The sequence below is a fragment of the Paraburkholderia fungorum genome (assembly GCF_902833645.1).
In the GTDB taxonomy this organism is placed as follows: domain Bacteria; phylum Pseudomonadota; class Gammaproteobacteria; order Burkholderiales; family Burkholderiaceae; genus Paraburkholderia; species Paraburkholderia fungorum.
Genome location: NZ_CADFGE010000004.1, coordinates 253,208 through 275,889, shown reverse-complemented (window position 1 = coordinate 275,889; position 22,682 = coordinate 253,208). Strand labels below are relative to the sequence as shown.

Annotated in this window: 23 protein-coding genes; 4 read left to right on the top strand and 19 right to left on the bottom strand. The window is 61.0% G+C overall.

Annotated elements, in window-relative coordinates; all coding sequences use genetic code 11:
* Positions 1–96 precede the first annotated feature (96 nt).
* Positions 97–2,334 carry a ParB/RepB/Spo0J family partition protein gene (locus HWX91_RS15770; RefSeq protein WP_028196274.1) on the top strand — a complete coding sequence of 746 codons (2,238 nt, stop codon included), beginning with the start codon at positions 97–99 and terminating at the stop codon, positions 2,332–2,334.
* 84 nt (positions 2,335–2,418) lie between these two features.
* The gene (locus tag HWX91_RS15765) at positions 2,419–2,664 is read left to right on the top strand and encodes a hypothetical protein (protein ID WP_028196275.1); all 246 of its coding nucleotides are present in this window, start codon (positions 2,419–2,421) and stop codon (positions 2,662–2,664) included.
* Here the strand turns inward: HWX91_RS15765 and HWX91_RS15760 are convergent.
* Genes HWX91_RS15760 through HWX91_RS15750 form a run of 3 tightly spaced genes read right to left on the bottom strand, consistent with a single transcriptional unit; the run spans position 2,565 to position 4,494 of the window.
* Positions 2,565–3,338: a hypothetical protein gene (locus HWX91_RS15760; protein WP_028196276.1), complete on the bottom strand. Its 774-nt coding sequence runs from the start codon at positions 3,336–3,338 to the stop codon at positions 2,565–2,567. The genes HWX91_RS15765 and HWX91_RS15760 overlap by 100 nt on opposite strands.
* Positions 3,331–4,023 carry a nucleotide-binding protein gene (locus tag HWX91_RS15755; RefSeq protein WP_028196277.1) on the bottom strand — a complete coding sequence of 231 codons (693 nt, stop codon included), beginning with the start codon at positions 4,021–4,023 and terminating at the stop codon, positions 3,331–3,333. Before HWX91_RS15755 ends, HWX91_RS15760 begins: the two co-directional genes overlap by 8 nt.
* 9 nt (positions 4,024–4,032) lie before the next feature.
* Positions 4,033–4,494, bottom strand: a complete 462-nt coding sequence (locus HWX91_RS15750; RefSeq protein WP_028196278.1) for a hypothetical protein — start codon at positions 4,492–4,494, stop codon at positions 4,033–4,035.
* Between the two features lie 818 nt (positions 4,495–5,312).
* Between HWX91_RS15750 and HWX91_RS15745 the strand changes: the two genes are divergently transcribed.
* Positions 5,313–6,347 carry a hypothetical protein gene (locus HWX91_RS15745; RefSeq protein ID WP_127837948.1) on the top strand — a complete coding sequence of 345 codons (1,035 nt, stop codon included), beginning with the start codon at positions 5,313–5,315 and terminating at the stop codon, positions 6,345–6,347.
* A 41-nt stretch (positions 6,348–6,388) separates the two neighbouring features.
* Here the strand turns inward: HWX91_RS15745 and HWX91_RS15740 are convergent, their stop codons facing one another.
* From HWX91_RS15740 to HWX91_RS15730, 3 genes are all read right to left on the bottom strand, one after another.
* A complete protein-coding gene (locus HWX91_RS15740; RefSeq protein WP_028196280.1) occupies positions 6,389–7,603 on the bottom strand; it encodes an SIR2 family protein in 1,215 nt (404 codons plus the stop codon).
* Between the two features lie 174 nt (positions 7,604–7,777).
* Entirely contained in the window at positions 7,778–8,713 is a 936-nt protein-coding gene (locus tag HWX91_RS15735; protein WP_127837949.1) for a hypothetical protein, read from the bottom strand.
* A gap of 63 nt (positions 8,714–8,776) precedes the next feature.
* Entirely contained in the window at positions 8,777–9,076 is a 300-nt protein-coding gene (locus HWX91_RS15730) for an H-NS histone family protein (RefSeq protein WP_028196282.1), read from the bottom strand.
* A 322-nt stretch (positions 9,077–9,398) separates the two neighbouring features.
* Here HWX91_RS15730 and HWX91_RS15725 point away from each other — a divergent pair, with 322 nt between their 5' ends.
* Entirely contained in the window at positions 9,399–9,830 is a 432-nt protein-coding gene (locus tag HWX91_RS15725; protein ID WP_028196283.1) for a hypothetical protein, read from the top strand.
* A gap of 65 nt (positions 9,831–9,895) precedes the next feature.
* Here the strand turns inward: HWX91_RS15725 and HWX91_RS15720 are convergent, their stop codons facing one another.
* From HWX91_RS15720 to virB5, 13 genes are read right to left on the bottom strand one after another with little or no spacing between them, the layout of a single operon-like run.
* A complete protein-coding gene (locus HWX91_RS15720) occupies positions 9,896–10,687 on the bottom strand; it encodes a DNA adenine methylase (protein WP_028196284.1) in 792 nt (263 codons plus the stop codon).
* 15 nt (positions 10,688–10,702) lie between these two features.
* On the bottom strand, positions 10,703–11,716 hold the full coding sequence (locus HWX91_RS15715; RefSeq protein ID WP_028196285.1) for a relaxase/mobilization nuclease domain-containing protein: 1,014 nt from the start codon (positions 11,714–11,716) through the stop codon (positions 10,703–10,705).
* A gap of 1 nt (position 11,717) precedes the next feature.
* Positions 11,718–12,257, bottom strand: coding sequence for a hypothetical protein (locus HWX91_RS15710; RefSeq protein ID WP_028196286.1), 540 nt, complete (start codon positions 12,255–12,257; stop codon positions 11,718–11,720).
* A gap of 8 nt (positions 12,258–12,265) precedes the next feature.
* Positions 12,266–13,810, bottom strand: a complete 1,545-nt coding sequence (locus tag HWX91_RS15705; protein WP_028196287.1) for an LPD7 domain-containing protein — start codon at positions 13,808–13,810, stop codon at positions 12,266–12,268.
* Between the two features lie 56 nt (positions 13,811–13,866).
* Positions 13,867–15,765 (bottom strand): PriCT-2 domain-containing protein, encoded by a 1,899-nt coding sequence (locus tag HWX91_RS15700; RefSeq protein ID WP_028196288.1) that lies wholly within the window; start codon positions 15,763–15,765, stop codon positions 13,867–13,869.
* Positions 15,762–17,495, bottom strand: coding sequence for a type IV secretory system conjugative DNA transfer family protein (locus HWX91_RS15695; RefSeq protein ID WP_028196289.1), 1,734 nt, complete (start codon positions 17,493–17,495; stop codon positions 15,762–15,764). The genes HWX91_RS15700 and HWX91_RS15695 overlap by 4 nt, the downstream gene beginning before the upstream one ends.
* On the bottom strand, positions 17,492–17,866 hold the full coding sequence (locus tag HWX91_RS15690; RefSeq protein ID WP_028196290.1) for a hypothetical protein: 375 nt from the start codon (positions 17,864–17,866) through the stop codon (positions 17,492–17,494). Before HWX91_RS15690 ends, HWX91_RS15695 begins: the two co-directional genes overlap by 4 nt.
* Positions 17,867–17,875: 9 nt before the next feature.
* The gene (virB11, locus tag HWX91_RS15685; RefSeq protein WP_028196291.1) at positions 17,876–18,994 is read right to left on the bottom strand and encodes a P-type DNA transfer ATPase VirB11; all 1,119 of its coding nucleotides are present in this window, start codon (positions 18,992–18,994) and stop codon (positions 17,876–17,878) included.
* Positions 18,991–20,220: a type IV secretion system protein VirB10 gene (gene virB10, locus HWX91_RS15680; RefSeq protein WP_028196292.1), complete on the bottom strand. Its 1,230-nt coding sequence runs from the start codon at positions 20,218–20,220 to the stop codon at positions 18,991–18,993. The genes virB11 and virB10 overlap by 4 nt, the downstream gene beginning before the upstream one ends.
* On the bottom strand, positions 20,213–21,049 hold the full coding sequence (locus HWX91_RS15675; RefSeq protein ID WP_028196293.1) for a TrbG/VirB9 family P-type conjugative transfer protein: 837 nt from the start codon (positions 21,047–21,049) through the stop codon (positions 20,213–20,215). Before HWX91_RS15675 ends, virB10 begins: the two co-directional genes overlap by 8 nt.
* Complete coding sequence (locus tag HWX91_RS15670; RefSeq protein ID WP_028196294.1) at positions 21,046–21,750, bottom strand: VirB8 family type IV secretion system protein; 705 nt, start codon at positions 21,748–21,750, stop codon at positions 21,046–21,048. The genes HWX91_RS15675 and HWX91_RS15670 overlap by 4 nt, the downstream gene beginning before the upstream one ends.
* Positions 21,747–21,947, bottom strand: a complete 201-nt coding sequence (locus HWX91_RS15665) for a hypothetical protein (protein ID WP_081833044.1) — start codon at positions 21,945–21,947, stop codon at positions 21,747–21,749. Before HWX91_RS15665 ends, HWX91_RS15670 begins: the two co-directional genes overlap by 4 nt.
* Positions 21,948–21,957: 10 nt before the next feature.
* Positions 21,958–22,662, bottom strand: a complete 705-nt coding sequence (virB5, locus tag HWX91_RS15660) for a P-type DNA transfer protein VirB5 (protein WP_028196295.1) — start codon at positions 22,660–22,662, stop codon at positions 21,958–21,960.
* Positions 22,663–22,682 lie beyond the last annotated feature (20 nt).

The following is a 22,682-nucleotide window of genomic DNA, read 5'->3' as shown; positions in this document are numbered from 1 at the left end:
CCATCAAATTCCATTAGGACTCCTTTCCGGGTCACGTCCTGATGGAATCCGGCAGCACCCGACCCGGACCTTCTTTTTAATTTTCTGGAGTCAGTCATGCAAGCCCAAACCGAAACCACCTCGGCAGACATCAACGAAACCGTCTCACCGCTCGAATCCAACTTCGGCAACGAACAACCAGTCGTCACCGTGCCGTATTCCAGTCTACGGCCCTCACCGCTCAACGCCCGCACGAAACCCCTGTCGGGCATTCCCGCGCTCGCCGCCAACATCCGGGCAAAGGGACTGCTGCAAAATCTCGTCGTCCACGAGATGAAGGGGGCGCGCGGCAAGCAGCGCAAATACGGCGTCTGCGCGGGCCAGCGCCGCGAAGCAGCGCTTGACCTGCTGCACGAGCAGAAGCATATCGCAGCCGACTATCCGGTGCCGGTGCGGATCGTCAGCGAAGGCGAAGCCCTCGCGATCAGCCTGATCGAGAATAGCGAACGCGAAGGACTCGACCCGTTCGATGTGCTGCGCGCGTATCGGATGCTCGCAGAAGAAGGCCGCAGCGTCGATTACATCGCGGCGCTTTTCTCAGCATCGCCGCTCACCGTCAAGCGGCGCATGAAGCTCGCCAACGTATCGACGAAACTGCTCGCCCTGTTGCGCGAGGATGCGATCACGCTCGACCAGCTTGCCGCACTCGCCCTCGCAGACGACCACGAAACGCAGGAGCATATCTGGTTTGACGCGAACGAGTGGCAACGCCAGCCGAACTACTTGCGGCAGGCGATCACGCGGGCCGAAATCGACGTGAGCCGCAGTCGCCTCGTGCGCTTTGTCAACCTCGCCGACTATGAGGCAGCAGGTGGATACGTGCGCCGCGACCTGTTCAGCGACGACGAGAACGCCGGGTACATCGCCGACGCCGAACTGCTGCAGAAGCTCGTCGCACAGAAGCTCGACGCGGCTGCCGCCGAAGTGCAGGCAGAAGGTTGGGGCTGGACTGAAACGCGTGTCGAGCGCGATTTTTCCGAACTCAACCGCCACGGCAGGCTGCGCCCGGTGCAACGCCCATACACCGAGGACGAGCAGCACGAAATGGACACCCTCATCATGCAGCAGGACGAACTCGCTGACAAGATCGAGGCACTGTCGGAGGACGACGAAGATGCCTACGAAGAAGCCGATCGGCTCAATGACGAAATCGAGCGGGTCAACGCGGCAATCATCGCACTCGAAAGCCGCACACTCGTATGGGACGCGCAGCAGATGGCCGAAGCGGGTGCATTCGCGATCGTCGGGCCACAGGGCGAACTCGTCATCGAACGTGGCCTCGTGCGTCGCGAGAACAGCGCGGCGCTCGACGCGGCAGGCGCGACCGTCACCGGCATCGCCGCAGCCGAAGGCCCGGACACCGTATCCGCGAAGGCTCCGAAGATCAAACCCGTCCATAGCGCGAAACTCTGCCAGCGGCTCACAGCACACCGTACCGCTGCCGTCCACGCGGAACTGATCGCGCAGCCCACCGTAGCGCTCGCAGCCCTGCTGCACTACCTCGTCCCGAAGGCACTGCCCGAGTACTACGGGCACGCGTCCTCACGCAGCTATTTCGCACTGTCCGGCGAGAACAACCACGACAGCCTGCTGCGTGCTGCCGAAGACCTGTCCGCCAGCCCCGCATGGAATGCCATCGAAACGCAGCGAGCGCGCTGGATTGCGGAACTGCCCACAAATCGGGGCGACCTCCTGCCGTGGCTGATCGAACAGGATCCCGGCACGACGCTACTTGACCTGCTCGCATTCTGCACCGGCACCCTGCTCGACGGCATCGCGGGCGAGGAAAAGCCACATGAGATCAACCGGCTCGCAGGCGCGTTGCACCTCGACATGACCCGGTACTGGACGCCCACGCGCGCCACGTATTTCGATCATGTCAGCAAGGCGCGTATTGCGGAAGTTGTATCCGCCGCCATGTCACCCAAGGCTGCAGCCGACCTCGACAAAATGAAGAAGGCCGACGCTGCGGCAGCCGCCGAGCTTAGGCTCGCAAAGGCAGCGTGGCTGCCGGAAATCTTCACCGATCAAGTCCCGTCCACGCCGTCATGGGAAAACCGTGACGACGAGGATGAGGACGACAGCGACGACGCGGATACCGGAGACGGCGCGGACGAAGCGCCGGAAGGCGAAAACGCCGACGCGGAACCGGATGCAGGTAGCAGCACAGAACACGTCAACGACAAGCCCACTAACGCGGAAACTGCGCCAGCCGCCGTTTGCCAACTGACGCCGTGGCCTTTCCCGACATCGGACAGCATGCACCGCACGGAGTCCCGCCCGCTCACAGCGTAACGCAACCCTTCGCCCCGGAAACGGGGCAAGGCCGGCGGCAAGCCCCTATCCGCTGCCCGCCACACAACGCCGGAGGAACACATCATGACCAACCGCATCCGTATGGCCGTGCTCGCCACCAATGCCGAAGGCTCACCCGATCTCTACCTCACCTTCGTCGAAGCCACCGACCTGCAATACAACGAAGGCCGGCATTACGACATTGCACGTGCCCGCGCCGAAGATGAAGGCTACCGGGCACCGATGATCGCCTTCGACCAGAACGACGCGGCAGCAGACCTGCTTCGCCACGCCGCCGAATTCATGGAAGGCGACACTGACGAGGTGTAAGCGGTGCGGGCCGACGGCAAGCCGCCTGCCCGCACCGCATGGGTGCTCGCCCACCAGCCTGCCAGCCCACCAACGCTCGCCGCCAGCGCCATCACAACAAGCCCGCCGATTGCCAGCCCATAGCACGCCCTCACGAAACGCCGTTCGGCAACCCGCTCATACGACGCCATTGCCGCATCGAACCGTTGCCGGTGATCGCGCGCCGCAATAGCCATCGCACCGACAAGACGGTTCCCTGCTGCATAGGCGATCCGGTTCGCCACCCGTTCCGATAGCAACGTCAACGCCTCGCTGTTCAATTGCGCGAGCGCAGCCCGATAACGCGTTTCGTGCTCGCCGATCATTCGCTCGGCCAACTCGATCGTTGCCTTGCAGCGCTCGAGCGCGTCCCGGTGCTTTGCCATCAGCGCATCCGCCGCCGTGCGCGTTTCGGCTCTCACCGCATCGAGACTGCCCGCACCTGCCTGCCGGATGCGCTCGGGCATCAACTCATAGAGCCGACCATAATGCTCGAGCATGACCAGCACCGACCACAGCGCGTCGTTATCGCGCAAGTTCAGCGCCGTCGACACCCGCCGCATCCTCAGGACACTAGCGTCGTCGGGCAGTTCACCCGTGACATCGAGATACAGGCGGGCAAGCGCGTCTGGTGGCCTGCCCCGCCCCTTACTCATCGATCGTCACCCTAGCAAACATTGCACTGCATAGCGCGCGCCATCGCAACAATTCTGCCCGTTCGCCGATATGCATCGTCTCCGCCGCCTTACGTATCGACAGACGCTGGCCGCGCAGTTCGTCGGCAACTCGATCCGCCAGTTCGGGAAAATCGAGTGATTTTCCTTTCGCCTCGATGGTTTTACGAAGCTCCGATGTCTGATATAGCGAAAACTTGTCCGGCGTACCGAAGTACCCGTTACGGACAACGTGCGTCACAGCATCGGGGAAAGTCCGGCTGAAACCATGCAGCAGTTCAAGGCTGTCGCGCTGCCGGTTGATCACCCACAGGACGACGAGTCGGCGTTGAAGCTCGCCCAGCGCACCGGCAAGCATCGCGCCGAATCGCGCGACACCGGCCTGATTACGCGCCGCCGTGTTAACGATTACCGCCGCGTCCCGATGTGCGTCGCAGAAATTGACGAGGCCAATCCAGCCATCTGCATCGTCCAGACTATAGGCAACACAATGAATCTCTTCGTGCACTGCTTTCATGACGTCTGGATTTGAGGTGTCGGTTTCGACCAGCGCAGCATGAATATCTTGCTCCTGAAAATAATCGACCAGTGCAAGCGAGACAAAGCTCTTGCCCACACCGCCCTTGCTGCCGCCAACCAGGTATATCGGGGAAATCGTCGTGTCCATTTGAACCCTCTACAAGTTTTCAACATCGGGCGTGATCTCGAACGAGAACGCGTCCCGAATCACCATTGAACCCTGCTGACTGACCGTCTTTCCCCCATCCTGCGTTTTCCCGGCAAGCTTCTTGTCGGTATGCGATGTCCGTTCTTGGCGCTCCTTCTTTGCACGCGTTGCCGGTGCCGTACTGGGCATACTATTCGTGCCCACTTGCGTGGTTTGCGCCTCTTTCGCTGCCCGCTGCATGGCGTATCTCAACGTGCTCGCACTGATCTCGACACCATCCTCTGCGAGCTGCTGCACAATTTCGTCCAGTGTGTACCCCTTCCTCTGGGCACGACTGATCTGGGCCTGCATTGACTTGATCGCATCCCGGACATTGACGCGATGCTCGTGCGCGGGCTTCTCCGGCAGCGCGTCGAGACGGTGCGAAGCCGCATCCCACTGCGCCTGAGTAAAGCTCTTCACCACCGGCATGATTCGCTCCGACGCACAACACGGGGTCATCTTGCAAACGATTCATGGTGATCGTCAATAGCCGGAATCCTTCCTGAATCAGAGCGCTGGAATACGCTGGAATCCAGCGGAACCGACCGGAATAGGAAATTTTTTTGTGCCGTCGTGCAGGGGCAACATGCACGGATTTGCACGAGAGAGCACGACCGCTCCGACCATTCAGCCGAACAATCGACAGCTAACGGCTAGATTCAACGGACACGTAAGCTGCGTCGCAAAGGACCACAGTCCACCATATTGCGCCGGACAATCGCGGTATTAGATTGAGTCTGTTCCACCATGCTGCTTTTTCCGCGCTGCTCCCGGCACCGCCGCACCTTCGAGTTGCGGAAGCCGCCGACCCTGTACACAACAATCCGGCATGGCACTCGAATTTTTCTGCGCGCAGCACGGAACTCTGTGTTCTCGATATTGCGCCAGCACCCACGACCTAGCGTCCCAGATGGATATATCAATTTGCGCGAGCAGGTATATATCCTTCCTAAGGAGGCACTTAGCATCTCGTGCGCGAGGTTTGGTTTGCCGTACGCATCAGACGCTTTTTCTGCGCCTGTGGATCGTTTTTCTTGCGCTGGGCAGTCGTTCCATTTGCGGGTCAGCGGTCAACCTAGCTCACGGGATCTGCGCGAGACAAATGGAACAGCGGAAAAACGAGGGACGGCAGGATAGGCTACCGCCGGTTTTGGGATCCACGAGCAATGGTACGTTACGAGAGGACACGTCGATCGATTGATCGGCGTCTTTTCGGTATAGTTCTGTCAAAGAACTCGGGGGAAGAGATGCTCTATCTAGCAGCCTATTTCGCGGTACTGGCCATCGCTGCAGTCTGCTTCTATAAAAAATGCTGGTACCGTATGGACCATCGTACACTTTCCGCCCAACCACTTTTCTGGGCGAGCATCGCGGCCCCGGTGCTGTCCTTCATATTTTTTGGATATTTTGCTTGGCATGGCCGTAGTATCGATATGAGTTCGGACGGCTTTAAGGAGTTCGTTGCTATCAGCAAGCTGCCGTTAGCGCTGCTGTCGCTATCCATTCCGCTGTCAGCCATCATCGCAAGCGCCCACCGGGCGACGCAAACGGCGTCTCAAATCGAAGTGGTGCTCAAAAAGAACGCACTCGACAGTTTTTATGCACACGAAAAGAGTTTTATCGAAAAGATCAGATCGTTGGATTTTGGCGAAACTGATATTTTCAGTCGAGGAAAACAAGCCGAAAAGATCGCTATCACCACACCATATTCGCTCTATCGGCGGATCTACGCTGGCGCCTCTGCTCGCCAAGATTCCGACTATTTCCCCGACAGTTCCTTCGAGTTCGTCATCCGAGCCAAGCTCAAAGGAATCAGCGATGCCCTATGGAAGCACGTAGATAGGATGGAGAAAACAGGCCAAGGTCCGGTAATTGGCGACGATCTCGAACAGGTATACGCGATATTACTAATGACTTACGAGATCTTCGATCACGTCGGGATTGGCAATATCTCAAGCAACTACTATTACGCGAAAAGCGCAACCAAAGGGATCCAGGTTAACCTCGACTCGAAGATCGCTTTCAAGCAGGCTCTGCGAATCTTGTTGGATATAGCAACGTCCGTAATCGATATCGTATCGCTCAAACCATTGGTCGATGTAGACGGCATCCGACGTTACGCATTTTCACCTCACCCCTACTTCCTCGCCTTTAACGACGTAGCAGACATCCAGGATTTCCGCGCGCCGTCATGGCGAAAGACGCTCAATCTGTTCCGTATTCCCAACCACGACACAGTGAGCAAAGAGGCTCTCCGTGCAGAGAGCGGCGACTCAACTTAACGTCCATCCCCCTCCTTTTCCGGCAGTCCCTAGATATCGAACTACCACGGCGCACCCAACTCCTGCATGACCCGTTGTAGAGCGGCAGGTTTGTTGAGAAAAGACTGGAAGCCATCGGCCCAAACCGCTGCTTTGCCGAATGCGTCAACCGTCCAGCCATCGATGGCTCGGAATTGCCCTGCGCGGACATTGATCAAGTCAATCCGTAGATCATGGAGTAGGGAAATATCACGCTCGTCGGGTTCAGAGTGAAAGGCATTGTAGAACGCTTCCCGATCGCAGCCCCAATAACCCACAAATAACGTTGGCACGTTCGGCCGCGCGCGGCGAGCCTCCTTCAGATATGTATTCAGATGAAGGTCGGCCAGCCCACTGCCCAATACAAAGATGACATCAGCCTCCAGTACATCTCGATTCAGACCAGCGTAGTACGGTGCGTAAGGCGACTGCTGAAGACGCCCGAGCTTATCAAGCCCCGTAATAATGGCACTACGTGCCAGAGTAGTGCCATCCATTCTAGGCACGCCTGATCCATTGAAGGTAGCGTGTTTCGCGGCTTCTTCTTTGGATGCATACCAAGCAATGTCACCAATGTCGTGTGTCCCGCCCCGTGGGAATCCCATGTGGATCGACCCGTGCACATGGAACAACCCTGGCTTGTCCCAGTTCGACCAGTATGACGTGGCGTCGAAATCGAGGTGACTGTCGTGGGATGTGGTGAAACCAGTGAAGAAGGTATCGCCTGTCGCCTGTCCGACAAAATCATCGTAGTTGGTCGTGTAAACCCGCGGCACATACTGCTGCGACATACGCTCGAAAAAAATACCGAACGGAGCGACTGAACAAGCCGGCCTGTCGCAGATGGCCGACACATGCCGATATATAAATGCCAGCATGGTTTGACATGCGGCATTGAGAGCGTCCGTTTTATACGGTACCGAGCCGCCCAGAAACGGATACATCACGGGTAAGAACTTGGGTACGGCGCCAGGCGTGGTACGAAGTACCGATAGCTCATGCATGGCATGATAGATGCGCTCAAAGTGTGCTTCGTCCGTGCTGTTGTAGTAGGCGGTCAACTTTTGTTTCACGTCGAGGTAAGCGGCCGCGCCATCCACATGAACGCAGTACGGGTCGGCTTGAATAGCCTGATCGATCAATGCGCCGAATTTGGCCGTGATTGGAATGCCATACTCCACCGATGCTCCGGCACCCACGATGACCACCGCACGCTGTTTTCCGGTACTTGCTGTCACGCCTCTACCTCGCCATCGGAATTGATCAACACATTGTCAGCTACCAGTCACCCATCCACCGGAGCGCCACCTTGCCAGCGGCTAATTCATTCAAACGCCATTTTCGTCTAACAAGCCATGACGTCGGATCGGTAAGAAACCGCCTCTAATCATAGGACTTGCCTGTGACGTCGGTTATCGCGCCCACCGCAATTCTCGATAGATCATGCCGAGCAGCGCAATTGCCATTTCGGCATCCGATTCAGTAAGCACTCTGTAACCGTTGTTGATCTGCTCTGCAGACTTTGCCCTCGAATGCATACGGGCCAAGATGTTCGCTGCCTTGCCGAGAATATCGCGCTTCTGTAACTCGAAGAAGCTTCCCAGCTTGGCGAGATCCTTCGCAACAATCTCGTTACCCTCAATCATCACGTAGTGCTCGGCATTCAATGCAGCCGTTGCCGCTTCCCGGCACCGATCAATCACGCTCTCGGCATCATCGCGAAAGGCTGCACTGGCCGCCTTTTCGTATTGCGCGATGACAATCTTCACGTACTGCTGGGGAATCAGGGCCGGCACCAGTTCGGGCAAACCGCTCAAGCTCGGTAGCGTGCGAATCGTGATCAGCTCTTCGCCAGTCACCAGGCGCTCGACATCGAGCACGGAATGCACCGTCGCTCTATCCCCTGCGCCAAGGACCATCACCGGATCGTGCGGCACTCCCGACAAACCTAGCGACATTTGCCACGACGTGAACGTCACAAGCTGCGTCAGAAAATAGCCGCGCACATCGGCCTTCGCATGTCCATGCGCCGTGACTATTTCATTTAGTGCTGATGTAGCATACGCAGGATGTCGCTGGACATGCCAATTGCCAGGATTTTGCCCGGCGCGCGTATATAGCCGCCCTCGGCGAATGCGTGCCACTGGATCAAACGAGTCCTCTCGGAACAGCATCGGCGCGTCTCGAAGATTTGAGAACGACGGACCTTTCTTCCAATTTGACAGGCTCCCCACGTAGCTCGCGATAGAAATGAAGGGGGACGGCCAGATGGCATGACCATACAAACTTGGAGAACCTTCATAGAAGAGAGATGTGTTCTCTTCGATACCTAGATTCGTTACGCTCATTCTGACCGCCCATAACTGGCAAACCACCGAAAGTGACCCGTGACCCGAGCAGGGCGTTCGCCGTTACTGGATCAAAAATTTATCGCGGTTCTTCGCGTCTCGAATCCATGCCGGTGCGCGTCCCTTGCCCGACCAGGTAAGACCCGTTTTCGGATCCTGATACTTCGGGGGCAACGAACCATTGGCCTTGCTGGCCTTGACCTTCTTTGGCGGGAACACATCGTCGGCGGTCAAACCGTATTCGGCGGCCTTTGCACGAAGCTCAGAGATCACGGCTTTGATTTCGGAAATGCGTGCTGCTTCCGTCTCTGCCTGCAATTTCTCCAACTCGACCTTCAACGTCTTGTAATCTCTGGTAGCCATGTCTGATTCCTCCTATCGTGGTTAAGACCGCGCAAGTATAGCGAGCACTGAGTAGATCGACCCTTCCTGCGCACGGTGGCCTCGCTATCGAAAGGCCATTGCCGCGTGTGATCACACTTTCAATTGAAGCGTTATCCACCTATTTCATGTACCACGCAATCGAATAAAAGATACAGCCCGTAAAAATTCCTAACCGCGACGAAAGCTCGTTGCGTTCTTCGGTCAGCCGTCTATATTGACTAAAGAATCGTAGAAGTAACCTGCATTTATTGTGGAATCCTGTACAGACACAGCGGTGTCTCGAATCAAAGGAGCGCGCAACATGGAGTTCCTGAAGCTTGCCCTCATCATGGGTGCTCTGCTCGGCATCGCCAAGAGCATCCAGCTATTCAGTCGTCGCTGCCGGCAACGGTTCGGCCACAGCTTCTTCACGGCGCGTGGCTTCTGGCTGGCAGCCCTCGGTATCAATTTCCTCTGGTGGGGATACTACTTCTGGATCACCGCGCCTCTACGTCACATACCGCCGTCTGGCGGATTGATCCTTATAGCGATGGGCCTTGCAGCAACAGGATGGCTGGCCTACGAAAATATCCGGTATACCGACCTGCCATATGGCGCAGGAGGATCTGCACTCCAACTCGTGCTGTTTTTCCCGGTGGCACTCTACGGTATCCCGCTTCTCGCGATCGCCCTGCTCTTTCTGCTGTTCGCGACATTCAAGGCCGGGCCTGCTGCGTGGTTCATGGATCCTTGAACGATCTCGACGTGATCTGCATTGTGCGATAGAGAATCGGGTTCCCTCATCACGCCTGAATTTCGTCAAAATAGCCCCACGGGATCGCTCTTGCGATCCCAGCTATAAATGATCAACTCACCGCGCTGTGCGATGTTTTCCGCACCACCCACCGTGTACTGAATTTCGACCCGCTCCATCTCAAACCCGGCGAATAACGCACGGATATCCGGGTGATCGTTCAGCGTCACGATAGCTCGCCCCCTGAGCCCTCGCATTGCTACAGCCAACTGCTCGTATTGTTCAAAACCGAATGGCACACCATAGCCTTCCGTCTGCCAGTATGGCGGATCAGCAAAGAAAAACGTATGCGACCGGTCGTATCGGCGGATGCATTCCTGCCAGTCGAGCTTCTCGATGTAGGCACCGGAGAGTCGCAGATGTGCGGCCGAGAGAGCTTCTTCCAGACGCAGCAGGTTCAGCCCGGGCGGTGATGTCGTCGCCGTGCCGAACGTGCGCCCTTCCACCCGGCCGCCGAAACAGTTCTGCTGCAAATAATAAAAGCGCGCCGCACGTTGGATGTCGGTCAACGTCTCCGGCCGCGTATCGTTCAGCCATTTGAATACCTGCCGGCTGCTCAAGGCCCATTTAAATTGACGAATAAATTCTTCGGGATGGTGTTGCACCACCCTGTATAAATTGACCAGGTCATCGTTCACGTCATTCAGGACTTCGACCTCTGCGGGCGGGCGCATGAAGAACAGCGCCGCCGCGCCGGCAAAGATTTCAACGTAGCAGGAATGCGGAGGAAAGCGCGGAATCAGCACATCCGCGAGGCGACGTTTCCCGCCGATCCACGGCACGATGGGCATAGCCACGACAACCTCCCGGCATCAACGTTCTACATTCGGCCCGACGTCGCCGGATCGATCTTCAGCCTCTGGACGCCGTTGATCCAGCTGCGCACGCGCGGGTTCCTGCCTGCGTCCAGTTGTCGGCCGATCCCGCTGCACCGGCATGCCCCCGACGAAGTAAGCCATTTCGACCGCCATTGCGCGATCCTGTTTGTCGCGCGATCCCGCCAGCGCCCAGGCCACCTCGCGCCATGCGGCAAACACACCGCCATGCGTGGCCCACCCGGTTTTGCGCTGAGCGTCAGTTGGGATTGGTCGCCAGTTCACAGGCCGTGCGCCGCGCGCCATCATATGAACCACAGCCGGTTTTGGATAACGCTGCGTGACGCCACGTGTGCGCCGGGATGTAGCATTCGCCTCGACGCCGTGTTCGCGAAGCTGCTCCGCGAAGCGCTCTCGCCAGCGCTGCAGATCATCGTGGCGTGGATTCAGGCGGCGGCCATCCGGCCCGCGTACCTGCACGCTCAGATGCACATGGGGATGCTCTTCGTCATCGTGCGCCGCAAAGACATACGCCCGTCCGTCACCAAACTCGAGCGCAGCGAAGTCGCGCGCCGCAGCCCGCACGGCCTGCCGGTCCGTGCCCGGTGGCATCGACAGCAGGATATTGAAGACCTCGCGACGGTTACTCGTCTCGGGCATACCCCATCCACCAAGCTGCCAGGTCTTCATGAGATCGCGCAATGCATCGACACCGGTTGTCCGGTCGCCGTTCTGGTCTTCGAGTTCAACCCGACCGTTGCGCGAGATATAACGCAGATGCCGGCGCACCGCGCCCATACCCTGTGCGCTGGCCGCCTTGTTGGTGATCTTGACCATCACCTCGGGCGTGCGTTTGAGCGTCCGCCGGATCTGGTCGCGCATGCGCGCCGCATCATCGCGGATCTCTACCCGCGAGAGCCTTGCGGCCCGTGCATGTCGCAGTGGCTCCTGGAACAGGCGGTCGCCCCAGTTCAGGAGCATCGCATCGATATAGATTTTCGGGTAAGGCATGTCAGCGACTCCAGCGGTCAAGGTTTACACGCAGCACCGCCGCGACGGTACGCAGGTGCACGTCGATCTGGTCCCGTATGTCTCCAGGCGAGAATGATTCGGATCGATCTCCCCCCACGCCGTCCACACCACCGCGCACAAGCTGGGCCAGCGACCGGCTGATCACGGCAAGCTGCTGGTTCGAAGCCGACAGCATGCGCAGTTCGTATTCGCCTAGCTGCGGTTCGTGCATCAATTGCGCGCGAACCCCGGCGACGATCCAACGGTTACTGCTCATGCCCATCGCTACCGCGCGCAGCCCGATAGCCTCCAGCTCTGCGAGCGTCAGCCTGATTTCGATTCGTCCACGCGTCTCGCCCACGACCGGCCGGGCCAGGCCGGATTCAAGTCTGTCCATCGGACCACCCGCCTCCGCGTCGAGCGCTGCCGCAATCAGTTGCCGCACACCTTCGCCTGCACTCACGCCGCGACGCGTGCACCATGCGTCCCAGCATGGCCGGGCCACACCGAGTTCCACACACAGCCGCTCGCGGATTCTCATGACTTGTCCTAGCGCGACGGCATCGACGGCTCGGCCGGTGTCCGATCAATCTCGCGCGTCGGAGAACGTTCTGGAACCGCACGCGCCCGACGATCCCGGCCAGAAGGCGCCTTCGGATCGAAGACCTTCGGCACCGGAACCGGAATCCCCTCTTTCCCAAAGGAGTCCAGCATGCGTGCGGCACGCTGCTGCACGCGCGAGATGGATCGCTCGCTGAAGCCCTGCTCACGCATGGCGGCCGTCAGGACAGCCAGGTGCATCACCTGCTCGCCGTCCGGAACCGGTTTAGACGGGGTACTGCGGCGACGCTGCAGCGCATGCTCCACGGCGGGCGGGACAGACCGATCCACGGGGAGCGCGCTATCAGGATCGGGACGCGCAGGCTGCGGCGTGGACAGCGCAGCTTCGCGATTACGTGGCACAACATCGACCTGCCAGCTATGGCGATAAACATCCTTCTCTTCTTCGCCCATCACCACGCCTTCGCCATCCAGAATGGGAACCCTGACCGTCACCAGACGTCTGCCGAGGTTTTCGAGCGTCACGGGCTGTCCGATCTGGGCACCCGACTCGCGCATCGCGCGCTCAAGATCGACACCCCATACGACGTGATCGATGGCCGCCCCATCGCGGAATACCACGTAGTACGAGTCACTGCGTGCCGGATTGTGCTGATACGGTGCGCCGCCATGCTCACGCAACTCGCCCGCATACCGGCGCGGTGTATCGGTTTCGTCTGTCGAGGCCGACGTATTGTCCGTAGCACCAGGCGAAGGTCCGCGCTCATCGCGCCCAGGTGCAGCAGGAAACATATCCGCAACCGGCGCCGCGGCCGGTGGTATCGATGACGGAGAAGGTGGTGCCGCTCGACGCTCATCCACCTGTCCGCGGGTATTTACTCCTCCTGCTGCGGTGGCCGGCATCGCATCCGGCACCACTTCGACGCGGTTATCCATACGCGCCTGCCGAGCCTCCGCCAGTCTCGCCAGATCCGCTGCCTTCGGCTGATAGCCGCTCACCTCGATTCCGAGCAGCGTGCCCTGCAGCCACACCTCACTGCGGAAAGCCTCATGGCCCGACACGCGGATACGCCGCCACGCCTTGGCGTGCACCATGTCGACCATCGATTCGACCACGTCAGGCCGGTTATGTTCGGTCACGAGGTACGGACCGATATCCTCGAATGCAAGCTGATACGGCGCATCCTTCAGAAAATATTGATTGCCCGCGCGGAGATAACGCTTGCGCACCCGCTCAGGCGCCTCGTCGAGCGGCGCACGAACCCGATCGGCGTCAGCCGGTGCGTCGGTCGCCGCGCGCGCGCCGGCCTGCCGAAACACACCGGCATCTTCCCGGATCGCCTGATCGCGTAGCCGGGCGCGGGCAGCGTCGAACTCGCGTCGGCGCCGCGCCGATACGGCACCCATTGCAGACGCATCAATCGCCTCGGCACGGCCGCTCGCTGGCGTTGCCCCGTCGCTGCCGCCGGGCACGTCCTGTTCGATCACATTGATGACCGGATCGGCATCCTGATCTGAAGCTGTCTGCGCCATGTCGTCACCTCATGCCATTCAAAACGGTTATCTGTTTGTACTGTGATCGCTACGCGCTAGCGATCGGGGTCCGTGCCCGCCCCGTCGACCTCGCGCGACGCAGCCTGCTCTTTCGACTTCTCCACGGCGGCCGCCCGCGCTTCCCGAACACGCGCCCACGATCTCGCCTGCATCTGGTCAAGCATCACCTCGACATTCGGGCTGTAATTCAGCTCCTGCGCCGACTTCTTCAGCGATGCGACCGTACGCTCAAGCAGGTCGCGCGCGCGATCCCACGGATAGACCTTCGGTCGCTCGCCTTCGTAGCCCACCTGCAACTCTGAGCCGTTCAATCGCGCGTTCTCGTCCATCCATTTCAGGCGCTCGGAGACGAACGTCATCTGATCCTTTCGGTGGAACACCACGCTGTGCGTGGCGACCGACTGAATCAGGTAATGTTCGGTGTTCAGCACCTCACCGCGATACGGTCCGCCGTTCTCGCGCGGAACGCCCATCCTGAGCGGCGAACCAAACCGGTGTTCAGCCAGTGCCTTGATCTCGTGCGGCACATCGTCGAGCCCAAACAGTGGCTCGCCCACCGGCGGGCGCGTGGGCGCGAACCGCGGCGGATCGGCGGCGGTCGGTGTCGCAGAGGACGACACGGAAGCAGGGGCAGCCGATGACGGCGCTGCTGCAGCATCAGGATCAGGCTCGGATGAAGCCGACGATGCGGGAGCAGCCTCCGATCCCCGCTGCGGTACGCCGCGCTTCGATGACCGGCGACGCGGACGGCCTTCGCCCCCTTCGCCATCACCCACCAGTTTTTCCTTGACGTTGCCCATTTCTGCACCCTCCCTCCGTTCGTCCACTTCAACTACAGCCAGACCGGACGTCATCAGCCCATCTGGCTCCGGCAGTCCGTCCACTCTGACGGCAGCTCGAAACGCCGCGTCACGCAGATACAGCCCCACTGCCTCGAACCCCGACAGCACGACCATGTCGCTGAAATCGTTGGGCACCTTCCCGTCGATACGCACGCTCTCAGCAAAGGTCGGCCAGACCAGGTGCGCCGTCGCACCTTCCGATGCCCGCCGGGCGTCTCCCTCGCCACGGCCGATTTCACCGAGTACGATCAGGTCGCCCTCGGGATATCGCTCGCGCAGCGTGGCGGAAACCAGAGCGAGATTTCCGCTCGACAGCGCCGCGACCGCAAACCAGCCTGTCGCGCGCGACGCGGACAGCACCGTAGCCATGCCCTCGCCGACCAGAATCGGCGTAGACAGATCACCCGGAAGCGGCAGCGGCGCCGCCATCCAGTACCCGCCCTTCTTCACACCACCAGCCAGAGACGACTTCCGTCCGTATTCGTCAATCAGCTCGAGCGTCGAGATCGATCCAATCCAGACCGGAGCGATCAAGACTCGTCCGATCAACCGCTGTTCTTCGCTGGCGGGCGCATAGCCGAGTAGCGTTTGCAGTTCCAGCGCATCCAGCTCACGCAAGGACTCGACTGGGTCGAGACGCTTGCGCATCAGATACGGATGCTGAGGTCCCACCGGCCGCGCCCATTCCCAGATCGCCTGTGCCTCGCGCGCAACCGCAACATGCCGGGCCTGGCGTTGCGCTTCGTCTCGTGTGCGCTGCGCCAACACCTCGGGCGAGGGGATCAGCGCGGTCGCCATCTGATCTGGGTAATGCGAGCGCTTCAGATCGAAACCATGCTGACGCGCGACCCAGAACAAGGTCGCCAGTGTCTTGCCACCTGATGCGTCCGCCGAACGCCAGGTGGTACGGGCTGCGCGTTCGTTGTAGTTACCAGCCGTGCGGCTCCAGGCATCCCAGATCTCGAACCCCTCGTCGCCGAATCCCTGCTTGAGTGCGAATGCCATGTCGACCCACGTTCCGTAGTCATCGGCAGGAATCACGGCAAGGGCCGCGCGGGCACGATCGGCCTCATTCACAAAAGAAGTGCTCATCGCTGGGCTCCCTGGATCGGCACGACGTTTGAAGAAGCTCGCCGTACTGCAGGTAGCGGAACGGGTTCAGAAAAATCCAACTCCGCCACATCAAGGTCAGCAATGGAAAGACGGCGCGTGGCCCGCGCAATTCTTTCCACTGGCATGCCCATCAGCATGAAATGCCGCTCCACATAGGCACGGGCATCGTCCTCGCTGATATCGGCCAGGTTCGGCGGCAGATCGCGCGGGTCCCACGCCTGCAGCACTTCGAGGTACTCGGGCGACAGGTTGATCAGCCCTACGCCGTCCGGATCAATCTCGTCGGGATGCAGGTCGCGCAGCCGGCGTTCGACCACGGCGCTGAAGTGCGCGAGGTCCATCGCGGGCACCGCGGGCGCGGTCATCACGCGCGCGGCATATTCGGGATCGCGCCAGTAGCAGATCTTGTCGGCCAGGATCGGCTTGGTGTTTTCGAGCACGATGATTTCCTTCTCGCGCCCCAGCTCCTTCAGCTCCTGCGGCAGCAGCAGCGGCCGGCGCTGCTCGGACACGCTCTCGCTCGACCCGCCCCGGCCGCCGAAGATCGCGTTTGAGCGGCTGACGCTGCGCGACTGGTCGGTCAGCGTGCCGAGCATCTCCGAGTAATCGTTCGCGTCCTTCTGCTCGCGCGGCGCATAGAGAATCTGCATCGCGTGGTTCGTGATGAAGGTGCGGGCATCGGCCCGTCCGTAAACCGATTCAAGCTGCGCGATCGACTGCACTATCGACAGCAGGCGCAGGTTGTAGCCTGCCATGTAGGCCACGGCGCGGGCAAGAATGTGGATCTTGCCGATCGCCGTCATCTCGTCGAGCAGAAGCAGGCACTGGAACCGGAGCGTGGGATCGGCTTCAGGCAACTGTTTGGTATTGAGGTTGATCAGTTGCGAGAACACGAGGTTCACGAGCAGCGCCGCTTCCGAAAGGTGATCAGGTGTCACACCGATATAGACCGACATGCGACGGCGACGCATGTCGCGTAGATCGAAGTCGTTGGCACTCGTCGCGGCATCGACCACGGGATTGGCCCAGATCGTCAGCGGCGCATTGAAGGTCGCCAGCACGCTCGCGAGCACCTTGTCGTCATTCGACAGGAAGCGGTTCAGCGCATCAACGCATTGGCCTGTGAGCAGACTGCGATGCTGAACCAGCGCGCGCTGAAGATACGTCTTGACCGGCATACCGTTACCCGAAGACTGCCGCAACACCTCGCCCATCGTGACCGGATAGCTGGGAATCGACGAACCTTTACCCGCCCGGCGGGCATCGCGCCACTCGCACAGCAGCAGCACAATACCCAGAAAGAGGTTTCTCGCCTGGTCTTTCCAGAAATCGTCGTGACCACCGGGCGGATACAGCGCGTAACCGATCGCGAGGATGTCGCCGACGCGAAACAGGCCATCCGAAATCGCCGATAGCGGGTTGTACCGATGCGTGCGACCGTCTTCGGCAAACGGGTTGAACAGGTACACATCCTGCCCACAGGCTTTTCTGAAACCCGCTGTGACAGCGTAGTTCTCCTGCTTCACATCTAGCACCACGACCGAATCCGGGAAACTGAGCAGGTTCGGGATCACCACTCCAACGCCCTTGCCTGAACGCGCAGGTGCCGCCAGCAAAACAAACTGCTGGCCAGCGAAGCGCAGATAGCGTCCGCGCCATACGCCCACGACAATCGAAGGCAGGCTACCGAGGTAGGCGGGCGCCGTCATAGCAGCCCCGCCCGGCCGATTTCCGCTTCGCTCGCAAAGCGCGCGCTGCCGTAGAGACGGCGTCGGCCCGAGCGCTCCCACAACGCATGCAGACCGAACACTGGCCCGCCGAAGGACAGGAGCACGCCAAAGAGCGCGGCACCCGCGAGCTTGCGGCCGGCGTTCGGCATCAGACCGTGTCGCCAGGCCAACGCCGCGTCGAGCCAGCCGGACAGGCCCGCGTGCAACGGGTTGATCCGCAGGCTTGCGTACAGGAAGAACGATGCGAGCCAGAGCGACGCGGCCAGTCCGCCAACGAGACAGGCCAGCACGGCCAGCGTCACCGCCGCCGGTCGGGCATGCTGAAGCAGACGGGAGGATGATCCGGTCATGGCCATCCCCTATACAAACGCGGTGCGCGCCTTGCGCACCGGATCGAACCAGACTTCGGTCATGCGCCAGCGTTTGCCGGTCTGTTCGCCTGCCACATCGAATACGGGTTGCGCCTCCATGTGCGCGACGACATCGATCGTTAGAAACAGCAGACGCTTGAGCGCGGCATCGTCCCAGGCCGCAGCCTCGGGATGTTCTTTCGCCATCAGCGCGAAACGTTCGATCGCCACCGCGGCATTCGGTGCGTGATAGCTCGTGATCGACCCCGCATGCCCGGTCGTCAGCAGCTTCAGAAAATCGTAGGCTTCAGCGCCGCGCAGCTCGGCGAGCAGTACGCGATCGGGGCGCATACGCATGGTGCTGGCGATGAGATCGGCCGGCGTGACGCGCGCCTGTCCATGACCACCCTTGCTGTACAGCAGGTGAACGCAGTTCTCGATGTGCCGGATAAACAGCTCGCGGACATCCTCGATCGTCACGATCCGCTCCGTCGCCGGAATCGAGCGACACAGGGTCTTCATGAAGCTGGTCTTGCCCGACCCCGTGTTGCCGACGACCACGACATTGAGCCGGTCCGTGACCGCGCGCTCGAAAAAGGTGCCCCAGTTGTGCTCTTCCAGACACTGGATGAGCCTGCGGTCTTCTGCACGCAGTACAGGCAACGCCGAATCAAGTCCGTCCGGCCGATGCCATACCGTGTCGTCAAACAGACCTTCGTCACAATAGGCATCGAGACTCTTCTCGTGCGACGACGGCCGGCGGATCGTGACCGACACCGTGCGCGGCGAGACAACCGGCGGCACCACGATCTGGATACGTGCGTCGCCCGGCAGCAACGCCGACAGGACCGGATGCTGGGCCGATATCTCCTGGCTCGTCAGCGTAGCAACCGCCACGGCGAACGACATCAGCCGGTCGAAATCGAGATCATGGAAATCGTGACCATGCCAGCCACGCGAGTTTTCGGTCAGGACGCGCTGCGGCCGGTTGATCACGAGTTCGGTCACGTCGGCGTCCTCGAGCAATGGCGCGAACGGGCGCATCAGTTCGCGCACGGAAGCATCGTCGGGCAGGCGGGCCAGCACCGGATCGCAGGACAGATCCGGCATGTCGGTGCGGGGCATCATTGCGCGCCCTCCGGCTGCAACGCATAGACTGATCCGAAATCCAGATCACGCGCGATCGTGATCGTAAATTCCGTGCCTTGATTTTGCTTCAGCGTAGGCGGGATATTGATCGTGCTGTCGAGCACGCGCGTAGCCATGTCGGTGCCCTGCTGCTGCGTGTTCTCGAACACCACCGACCCGTTGCCGTTGCCACCACGTGTCGCCAGATAGCCGATCGCGTCCTGAGTCACACCAAGCAGCATCGCTGCACCGATGCGTTGCCCCCAATGATTGTCCACGTACCCGTCCATCCCCATGCGGCCGAGTGCGTCGGCCGCCGGCGAGTCAATCTCGACCGTGACACCATCCGGCGTCTTGATGCGCGCCGACAGCACGAATACGCGCTTCTGCCCCGGCGCCAGGTTCGAGCGGTACTCGCTGTTAATCTGCGAGCCACGCTCGACCAGCAGCACGTGTCCGTCGTCCGAGTACACGTTCTTCGTGACGGTGCAGGTCGAGGTGCCGGCCTCGGTCGAGTCGAAGGCCGTGTCGCCCACGCAATCGATCTTGGCGCCCTGCGCGAGAATGAGACTGCGATTGCCAAGCATCGCGGCACGCACACGCGGCGTCGCTGTCGGCGTCAGTGCCTGGGCGAGCGCGCCGCCCGCCTGACCCATGACCGGAGCCACGGCGCTACCGGATACGGCTGCGGTGACCGACGAAGCGGAAACTGCCACGCTGCCGGTCCCGAGATCGCCTGGCAGTCTGGCCGTAGCCTCCTGCCCGCCGCCCATGGCCAGCAGGGGCGCATCGTAATAGCTGTGGGGAGTTGCGACATGCGGCGTGCTAACCGGAGCGACAGTCACACCCGACGCCGGCACAGGACGAACGACAACGGCGCTCGCGGGCGCGGGCACCGATGCCGCGATAACCGCAGACGCAGGAGCGTCCCTGAATGTGCGGCCCTGCGTGGACGTGTCGGTCACCGAATCGCGCCGCGCCTTCGCCTCGGCATCGTGACGCGCGAGGAAGCCATGCACCGTCCAGACCGCACCGGCACCAACCACCAGCACGATTGCGATCGGCGTCAGCCACCAAGCCCGCGGACGGGCGCTACGGTACTGGCCCAGCGCCGGCATGCCGCGATCGGCAGACATCGGCGCAGCACCGCCATTCGGGTTGCGCGCTGGCTGCTGGCCCGCGGAGTCGTCGGGCTCGATCACGTTACGTTCGGTATCGTCATTCATCGCCGTGGCTCCGCAGAACACGCTTCACGCCGCTGACCGTGGTGCCGTCATGCGGCGGCACGCCATCCATGTCGTAGGCGTCATTCCAGATCCCGACGACTTCCTTGCCGAGCCGCAGCACGAACCGCTTTGCGACCTCATGCACGACAATCGTGTTTCCCTCGACGTGCTTATCGACCACGCTCTCCGTACCATCGTCGGCCACCCGGAAAATCGCCGGCATGCGACGGTTGTTCGGGATACGCAGATACGTGAAGCGTCCGTCGTCCCATGCGGCGGTCGGCGCGATGTCGTCCGAATCCGGCATGACCTGCATCGAGTACCGTGCGTTACGCACGACGGGTGATTGAGCGAAACGCTTCGCGACCAGCCCAGCGTCGGAATCCGCGTGCGCCTGCTTCACCAGTTCGTCCGGGTAGACGAAGGTCACGCGGTACATCACCCGGTCGTTGCCGAATTTCGACTGGAGCGGCAGCACCACCAGATCGAAGCTGTAGCTGCGGCGATCGGTGCGGATTTCGAGATTCGAGTCGTGCGCGGCAAGCTGCGGCTTCAGGTACACGTCGTGGTCACCCTTGTTTGCGACGATCTGCCAGCCGTCCCGGTCACCGGGCGCGACGACCTGGATCTGCTCGTGCGGATCGAGCGCGATATGCGTGGCAAAACCGCGCTGCGCCTCGACGCGCACCACTTCGTCCGCGTGATAGATCACCTGGCGCACGCGCGAATCGTCGTTCCAACCTGGCAGATCGACCGCGTGGACCATGCCGGAGAACGGCAGACCCGCGAGTGCTGTGGCGGCAAAAAGCGCGAAAAGAAGCGTTCTCATGGCGTGCCTCCCGCCGCGGCAGCCGAGGCCGGCGGCGTATATTCGGGATCGCGGCTGTATGCCGTAACCTTGAAGCCGAACGGATTGGTGATCGCCACGCTCTCGCGCGTGAACACAGGTGGCTTGTAGGTATAGGCCAGCGTGATCACGAAACGCTGCGTCGGCTCGGTATCGACCTGGCCGTTCCTGAACGAGGCGCGCTCGACATGCACGACCGCGTGACCCGGTTCGTCGGGCGGCAGCGTGACCGAGAGAATCCGCACGCGCCGCTCGGTGCCCGCCCCAAGCTGCCGGTCGAGCGCGTCGGGACCGCTATAGATGCCGCGGTAGTCGCGCGCGACCACGTCATCGCTCATCGCAAGCACGCTGTCGTAGTCCATCTGCAGCAGGCCCCAGTCGTAGCGTTCGCGCTCGCGCACGTAGGTCTCGACCCAGTGCTTGTCCTGGATCTCCTTCGTATGGATATGATGGGCATCGAGTACATCGATCACCTGGGACTCGCCCGTCAAGCGATCGACCTCGATCGGCAGCGGCACCACGCGGTAGAACGGCACCATCACCGCGAGCGCAGCCACACTGAGCACGGCCACGCCGACCGCCGCATAGGCGACATGCCAGGCACGGCGCTCGGAACGTTCCTGCAGGTAGGTCAGCGACGCCTCGATGTCGAGCACGCGCCCATAGTCGTGCGGCGTGCTCATGACCGGTCTCCGGTATCCGATGCAGCATCCGGCTTTGCTGTCGGCGTCGCGTTCGACACATCAGGAATAGGCGGCACACGATTAACCGGGACACGATGCAGGCCATCGGGCAGCATGGGTTTCGGCGGCCCGCTACTGCACGCCGCCAGGCTCCAGGCAATACAGCCGGCGAAGATCAGGGAAGTTGGCACGGACATGGCTCCCTCCTCAATTCCCAAACGACGCGGGAACCATCTGGTCCTGGAGCCGACTCGTCTTGCCCGCGCGACTCAGTACCAGTTCGCCTTGCTGCTCGGCCACGAGCTTGTCCTCGGCATCGGACAGCATCCGGAACAGTTGCAGCTTCGTCATCTCGTTGCCGACCATCGTGCTCTCGGCCTGGATACGTGCCTGCAGTTCGGCGACGCCTTTCGGGTCCTGGGTCGCGTCGATCTGCTGCGCGAGGCTCTGGATCTGATTCAGCTCCTGCAGCTCGGTCTGGTACGCCTGCTGCCCGAACGCCTTGTCCTGGAACGGCTTGTTCAGCGCGCGCTGGCAAACCTGCTGGTCGATCCCGGTCTGGTCCTCGCAGTTGTAGATCTGGCTCGCCGAGCGCAGCGCCTGCGCGCTGCCCGTCAGGCCCGAATAGCCGCCGTTCTGGACCGCCGTGTAGACGCTCTGCCAGTTCGACGGCAGCGACTTCGCCACGACCGGGTTGCTCATCAGCGCGCCGAAACCGCGCGTGCCGACCGTCGACTGGTAGATCTGGATTTCCTGCTGCACTTGCTGCTCCAGCTGGGCTACCGTCGCGATGGCCTGCACAACGTTCTGCGCGTCAAAGACCGGGATACCCTGCGCGTGCGCGCTGCTCCAGTACGCTGCCGACACCATCGACATCAACGCGGCACCCATCCATCTGCTTCGTTCGTTCATCGTCATCACCTCGCTGTCCA

Excerpts from the sequence above, each read along its gene's own strand:
- HWX91_RS15750 (WP_028196278.1), bottom strand. The coding sequence starts at position 4,494 with ATGCCGGTGGTGAAGAGCTTTACTCAGGCGCAGTGGGATGCGGCTTCG.
- virB5 (WP_028196295.1), bottom strand. The coding sequence starts at position 22,662 with ATGAACGAACGAAGCAGATGGATGGGTGCCGCGTTGATGTCGATGGTG.
- HWX91_RS15745 (WP_127837948.1), top strand. The coding sequence starts at position 5,313 with ATGCTCTATCTAGCAGCCTATTTCGCGGTACTGGCCATCGCTGCAGTC.
- HWX91_RS15705 (WP_028196287.1), bottom strand. The coding sequence starts at position 13,810 with ATGGCGCAGACAGCTTCAGATCAGGATGCCGATCCGGTCATCAATGTG.
- HWX91_RS15735 (WP_127837949.1), bottom strand. The coding sequence starts at position 8,713 with ATGAGCGTAACGAATCTAGGTATCGAAGAGAACACATCTCTCTTCTAT.
- HWX91_RS15670 (WP_028196294.1), bottom strand. The coding sequence starts at position 21,750 with ATGAGCACGCCGCACGACTATGGGCGCGTGCTCGACATCGAGGCGTCG.
- HWX91_RS15700 (WP_028196288.1), bottom strand. The coding sequence starts at position 15,765 with ATGAGCACTTCTTTTGTGAATGAGGCCGATCGTGCCCGCGCGGCCCTT.
- HWX91_RS15770 (WP_028196274.1), top strand. The coding sequence starts at position 97 with ATGCAAGCCCAAACCGAAACCACCTCGGCAGACATCAACGAAACCGTC.
- HWX91_RS15755 (WP_028196277.1), bottom strand. The coding sequence starts at position 4,023 with ATGGACACGACGATTTCCCCGATATACCTGGTTGGCGGCAGCAAGGGC.
- HWX91_RS15690 (WP_028196290.1), bottom strand. The coding sequence starts at position 17,866 with ATGACCGGATCATCCTCCCGTCTGCTTCAGCATGCCCGACCGGCGGCG.
- HWX91_RS15695 (WP_028196289.1), bottom strand. The coding sequence starts at position 17,495 with ATGACGGCGCCCGCCTACCTCGGTAGCCTGCCTTCGATTGTCGTGGGC.
- virB10 (WP_028196292.1), bottom strand. The coding sequence starts at position 20,220 with ATGAATGACGATACCGAACGTAACGTGATCGAGCCCGACGACTCCGCG.
- HWX91_RS15710 (WP_028196286.1), bottom strand. The coding sequence starts at position 12,257 with ATGAGAATCCGCGAGCGGCTGTGTGTGGAACTCGGTGTGGCCCGGCCA.
- HWX91_RS15725 (WP_028196283.1), top strand. The coding sequence starts at position 9,399 with ATGGAGTTCCTGAAGCTTGCCCTCATCATGGGTGCTCTGCTCGGCATC.
- HWX91_RS15765 (WP_028196275.1), top strand. The coding sequence starts at position 2,419 with ATGACCAACCGCATCCGTATGGCCGTGCTCGCCACCAATGCCGAAGGC.
- HWX91_RS15730 (WP_028196282.1), bottom strand. The coding sequence starts at position 9,076 with ATGGCTACCAGAGATTACAAGACGTTGAAGGTCGAGTTGGAGAAATTG.
- HWX91_RS15675 (WP_028196293.1), bottom strand. The coding sequence starts at position 21,049 with ATGAGAACGCTTCTTTTCGCGCTTTTTGCCGCCACAGCACTCGCGGGT.
- HWX91_RS15665 (WP_081833044.1), bottom strand. The coding sequence starts at position 21,947 with ATGTCCGTGCCAACTTCCCTGATCTTCGCCGGCTGTATTGCCTGGAGC.
- virB11 (WP_028196291.1), bottom strand. The coding sequence starts at position 18,994 with ATGATGCCCCGCACCGACATGCCGGATCTGTCCTGCGATCCGGTGCTG.
- HWX91_RS15760 (WP_028196276.1), bottom strand. The coding sequence starts at position 3,338 with ATGAGTAAGGGGCGGGGCAGGCCACCAGACGCGCTTGCCCGCCTGTAT.
- HWX91_RS15715 (WP_028196285.1), bottom strand. The coding sequence starts at position 11,716 with ATGCCTTACCCGAAAATCTATATCGATGCGATGCTCCTGAACTGGGGC.